Below are 5092 nucleotides of genomic sequence, written 5' to 3' on the forward strand. Positions count from 1 at the left end.
GTTTTAGGTCAGCTTTATATTGAATTTTTGAGATATGCGAACAGCGATAAAGGCTTAGGAATTGTTTTGACACCTCCGCACATTACAGAACTTTTTGCTGATTTGGCACAAGTAAATAAAAATTCAATCGCTTATGATAATTGTACTGGCACAGGCGGTTTTTTGATTAGTGCAATGAAAAGAATGATTACCGATGCAAAAGGGGATGAAACACAAATCAAAGAGATAAAATTAAAACAGCTTATCGGAACGGAATATCAATCGCATATTTTCGCTTTGGCGGTTTCAAATATGTATATCCACCAAGACGGAAAAACAAATATCATAAATGGTAGTTGTTTTGATGAAGAAGTTATTGAAGAAGTAAAAGCCAAAAAACCTACTGTTGGCTTTTTGAATCCGCCATATCAATCAAAACCAACCGACACAGATGAGTTGGAATTTATTTTAAATAATCTAGATTGTTTAGTTGATGGTGGAACCTGTATTGCCATTGTGCCTATGCAAAAAGCATTAGCAACAAGTGGAAATGTTTTGGAATTAAAAAAGAAACTTTTAGAAAAACACACCTTACAAGCGGTTTTATCTATGCCCGATGAATTATTTCATGATTCAAATGTAAATGTTGTTTCTTGTGTAATGATATTTACAGCACATAAACCCCACCCAAAAACTAAGGAGACATACTTCGGCTATTACAAAGATGATGGTTATGTAAAAAGAAAGAATAAGGGCAGAGTTGATGCCTATGGGAAATGGGAAATATTTGATAAAAATAGAAACTTAATCGGAGGAATCAAGCAGAAATGGTTAACTTATTTTATTGATAAGAATAAGAAAGAAGAAGCTGGTTTTAGTGTTAATAAATCTGTTTCTGCGGATATGGAGTGGGTAGCAGAGGCATATATGGAAACAAATTATTCGGATTTAAAAGATGAAAATTTTATTGATATTGTATTAAAATATCTTTCTTTTTCTGTTTTTCAAGGCAGATTTGATGTAATGGAACCTTTTATGAAAGAGAATAAAAAAATAAATTTATCAATCAATCACTGGAAATTATTTAAATTAAAAGATTTGTTTAAAATTTTTCTTGGTAAACCCTTGCATAAAACAGAAATTTTAGAATATTCTCCAACAATTCTAAAAGATTATTTCCCTTATATAACTAGAACAACTCAAAATAATGCTACTGAACTTTATATTCCGCATAAGGAAATTTATAATAAATATGTAAATAAGGGCAATGCTATTTGTATTGGGGCAGAGGGCTTTCAGGCGTTTTATCAAAAGGACAATTTTATAACTGGAAATAAAATCAATATAATGGGAAATGAAAAATTAAATTTATTAACTTCTCTATTTTTAAGTACGGTATTAAATCTAGAAATCAAAAATAAATTTAGCTATGGTTGTGGTCTTGTTAAATCCAGATTAGAAAACTTATCTATTAAACTACCTACAAAAAACAACCAGCCTGACTGGGAGTTTATGGAGAATTACATCAAATCTTTATCCTATTCTATAACTTTATAATAATGAGTTTTGACAAATGAAATTCACCTCTAACCCCTCTTTCATTTTTCAAAACGGAAAAATCAAATTTATAAGAAATGAGGAAAGCCTATCATATAATTAATGAGAACGAAAAACATTTTTTGAACTCACTTCGCTACGCTCTCCTCCTTTCAGTCGTCGGGGCGTATAACAAGGGATATACGGTTCAGCCCCCGGCTCTGGCCTCACCCAAATTTTTCTTCCACTTCGTTCCAGAAAAACTTCGTATATCCCTGATGTTAATTTAAAACTCCAATAATTTTTCGTTTTTGGTATAATGTAAACTATCGCGCCTGTAGCTTAATTGGCAGAGCATCAAGCTTATACCTTGACGGTTCTTGGTTCGAGTCCAAGCGGGCGCACATAAGATAAGGCAATGGGGTTATGTACTAGGCCCTCGGCTCTACGAGTCGTATGTTCGGGGAGTCGAATCCTAGTCGACCCACTGGCGGAGAGTTGGATTGTTACGATTCGTGGGGATATTTGGTATAATTCTTGTATGGGGATTTTTAACACTATAAATATGAAAAAAGCGCTTTTGCTTATATTTTTTACGGGTGTTGCGCTAGTTTTCGGCTATTTTCTAATAGCAAAAGAGGGGGTTTCCTTTGACCAGAAAGTCTCTCCAAATATACCGAACGCGGATAAAGATATTATTAGGTTTGAAGGTGTAATAACGGACAGTACTAACGGATGCTGGATAGAGAGCGGGGTTTGTTATATTGAGGTTGACAACAAATGGGTGATAGCCGTTGTCTATGGATTGAATGCTCGCAGGAGGATGCCGGATCCAATGGGGGAAGTTGTAGGCATTGACACGACCAAAGAAGATATTGGTAAAAAGGTAGAAGTTTATGCCAAGAAAGTAAACGAAACAGACCTAACAATATACGGAAGCAAAGAATACTATGTTAGAGTTACAGGAGAGTAATAACTTGTCTAGGACGCGATAGATAACGGACACTTTAAATATGTTAGGATAGGTGTGTGTGATGGCGTAATGTCAGACCTGTTCTTTGGTCTTGACTAACGACCTGTTATATGTTAAATTTATGGGTATGACTGCCATTTCTATATCAAAACTAAAAGAGAATCCTTCAAAAGCTATATTTCAAGCTTTGGATTATCCTCTCGCGATAGAAAACAGAAATAAGATCTCGGCGTATCTTATTGGAAAAGAGCTTTATGAGAAATTTGTTTCGTATCTTGAAAACCGTTTAGATACTGCTGTAGTAGAAAAAACGGATTTCAAAAAAGGCAAAGATTTTGAACTTTTAGCTAAAGAATTGGGTGTATGAAGGTAACGATATCTCCGCGGGCGGAAAAGCAATTCAAGAAAATCTCCAAAATAGATCAAATAGCGGTAAGCAATAAAATAAGAAATCTTAAGGAATGTTCGCAAATTTCACGGGCGGAGAAATTGAAAGGTTACAAGAATATCTATCGCGTTAGAGTTGGGGATTTTAGAATAGTTTATAGAAAATTGTCACTTGAGATTTATATTGTATTAATTGGACATAGAAAGGATATTTACACTCTCCTTCGTGGGCTTGTGGTTATGTAATAGATTTGGAGGTTTGTGTTAAACAAGTTTCAGCAAATACAAAAACAAAATTCCCGCCAAAGAGAAATAGACAATTAAAAGATTTTTTGAAAGTTTTATCTTTAGCATCCAAAACCAACTATCCAAATTTTTATTTTTTGCGTAATCTTCCGCTTGCTCAAAAAAACTCTGAACAAGCGTTGAGAGTATTAGGGTTTTTCCAAAAAGGGACTTTGTTGAAATTAAAGTATAAAAGCACAGAATTATTAAGCATACTTGAAATAAAGCGCTGTGAAGGGGCAAATTCCTCAACTCGTCTCTGTGATGTTTAATGTACAATAACGCGCTCCCAAAGTTTTTCCCGCGGACAAGTTCCGACACCTTCTCTGAAAAATAGTGTTTTGGGTCAATAAGGTAGGTATAAAATATGTAGTCCAAATCTAGTACAAAAACTCCCAGAAGGCTACCCAAAAGTATTAAAGCTATATTCAAAGGTTTGGATTCAAGTTTTAAAGCAATTATTACAACAGACAAAACAAGGGATATTAACGAGGGGAATTTATATTTATTAAAAATTTGTTTAATCATCTATTTTATCTCGCAATCTTTTTAACTTCCACATAAAAAGTTTGGCGCGGTCTTTTTTATAATCTTTAGAAAAGTCCAATGCTTTCTGAAGTTTTTTTCTATCTTCGTTTTTGGCAAGTTTCATATACAAAGACCGATGGTCTAAATCCTTTAATTCAACGGCCAAACGGTATCCAAAGTCCTGCCATTCGTGTTTTATGTAACGACCTTTGTCCCAATCTCTTTTAGAAAGAACATCCTTAATGCTTTCCATAATACTACTATAAATAAAAGAACTTGAAAAGAAAAGACCCCCGCCGTAGGAGGGGGTCCTTCTTTTAGCCGTGATAGAAAAGTTATTCTGCTTTAGGCCTTGCCTCGTTAACAACTAACTTTCTACCTTCCATGTCGCTTCCGTTAAAAGTTTCAATCGCTTTTTTAGATGAATCCTCGTCGCCCATTTCAACAAAACCGAAACCCTTGGATCTACCAGTATTCCTATCTGTAATAACTACAGCGCTGACAACATTGCCGGCTTGGGAGAAAACTTCCATTAGCTGAGAATCATTCAAGCTATATGGGAGGTTTCCTACATATAATTTAGTATTCAATTCATATTCACCTCCTAATTTTTTGGGAAGCTTTTTCTAGGAGCCATCTGGAGACCAAAGGAAACCATATGAGAACCGAAAAATAAGCTATCCTAACTTAAGTATTATAACACATTTAGCAAATTTTTGTTTTTTTGTATGGGTTTACGATTACTGATACAAATAAATGGTTGGTAATTCTCGTCATTGCGAGGCTTGTCCCGAGCATAGCGAGGGAACTAGACGAAGCAATCTTAAGGGAGATTGCTTCTCCCTCGCTAAAGCTCGGGATCGCAATGACACAGTGTTAGTAACCGGGAGTAGTTACTTCTTTCCCTTGCATTTCTTTTAAATTTATAGGAGAATAAAGTTATGGAACAATTTGAAAACGAACCTGCTCAACCAGCGCCCCCAGTAATTTTAACAGAACATAAGGTGGAAACAATGTCTTCTCCTGTTATCCCCCCGCCTGCTCCTCCCGTTGATACTGCGGAAACGCCACCGATTCCTCCGCCAGTACCTCCACCCGTTCCTCCAGTTTCAAAAAAGAAGAGTATGTTGTTTCCGATTTTATTGATTATTTTGGCTTTAATACTTTTTGTAGGTGGCGCGGTTTTGTTTTTATGGCAGAAGCAGAAGTTGGTTGTTTCGGAGCCTTCTATAGTGGAAGCTCCTCCTGCCGAAGCCCTCGTTCCCATTGCGCCTGATAATGTTTTGCCTGTGAATGAAACGCCCATTGTTCCTTCGGCGCCCGAAAAAAGCGACGCGCTTTTAATTAAAGACGCTATGGCGGAAAAGTATAGCAAAAACTCGGAGGAGGTTAGTCTTGGGGTAA

Annotated in this window: 8 protein-coding genes and 1 tRNA gene; 6 read left to right on the forward strand and 3 right to left on the reverse strand. The window is 35.9% G+C overall.

Annotated features, from left to right (window positions below; genetic code table 11):
- The 5 genes from KJ678_01565 to KJ678_01585 form a co-directional block, all read left to right on the forward strand.
- On the forward strand, nucleotides 1–1536 hold a 1536-nt coding region (locus KJ678_01565), incomplete at its 5' end, for an N-6 DNA methylase (protein MBU1016833.1).
- 310 nt (nucleotides 1537–1846) lie between these two features.
- Nucleotides 1847–1919, forward strand: a tRNA-Ile gene (locus KJ678_01570).
- Between the two features lie 137 nt (nucleotides 1920–2056).
- Nucleotides 2057–2488, forward strand: coding sequence for a hypothetical protein (locus KJ678_01575; GenBank protein ID MBU1016834.1), 432 nt, complete (start codon nucleotides 2057–2059; stop codon nucleotides 2486–2488).
- A 127-nt stretch (nucleotides 2489–2615) separates the two neighbouring features.
- Nucleotides 2616–2855: a type II toxin-antitoxin system Phd/YefM family antitoxin gene (locus KJ678_01580; GenBank protein MBU1016835.1), complete on the forward strand. Its 240-nt coding sequence runs from the start codon at nucleotides 2616–2618 to the stop codon at nucleotides 2853–2855.
- Nucleotides 2852–3121 carry a type II toxin-antitoxin system RelE/ParE family toxin gene (locus tag KJ678_01585; GenBank protein ID MBU1016836.1) on the forward strand — a complete coding sequence of 90 codons (270 nt, stop codon included), beginning with the start codon at nucleotides 2852–2854 and terminating at the stop codon, nucleotides 3119–3121. Before KJ678_01580 ends, KJ678_01585 begins: the two co-directional genes overlap by 4 nt.
- Before the next feature lie 18 nt (nucleotides 3122–3139).
- Here KJ678_01585 and KJ678_01590 read toward each other — a convergent pair whose 3' ends face one another.
- The 3 genes from KJ678_01590 to KJ678_01600 all read right to left on the reverse strand — a co-directional run bounded on the left by KJ678_01590 (nucleotide 3140) and on the right by KJ678_01600 (nucleotide 4278).
- Nucleotides 3140–3688, reverse strand: a complete 549-nt coding sequence (locus KJ678_01590; protein MBU1016837.1) for a hypothetical protein — start codon at nucleotides 3686–3688, stop codon at nucleotides 3140–3142.
- A complete protein-coding gene (locus KJ678_01595; GenBank protein MBU1016838.1) occupies nucleotides 3681–3941 on the reverse strand; it encodes a hypothetical protein in 261 nt (86 codons plus the stop codon). Before KJ678_01595 ends, KJ678_01590 begins: the two co-directional genes overlap by 8 nt.
- Nucleotides 3942–4023: 82 nt before the next feature.
- Nucleotides 4024–4278 (reverse strand): RNA-binding protein, encoded by a 255-nt coding sequence (locus KJ678_01600; GenBank protein MBU1016839.1) that lies wholly within the window; start codon nucleotides 4276–4278, stop codon nucleotides 4024–4026.
- 351 nt (nucleotides 4279–4629) lie between these two features.
- On the opposite strand from KJ678_01600, the gene KJ678_01605 reads away from it, so the two are divergent.
- Nucleotides 4630–5092, forward strand: a 463-nt coding sequence (locus KJ678_01605) for a hypothetical protein (GenBank protein MBU1016840.1), incomplete at its 3' end; no start/stop codon positions are given.

The organism is Patescibacteria group bacterium, from assembly GCA_018817085.1.
Lineage (GTDB): Bacteria > Patescibacteriota > WWE3 > CG2-30-40-12 > CG2-30-40-12 > CG2-30-40-12.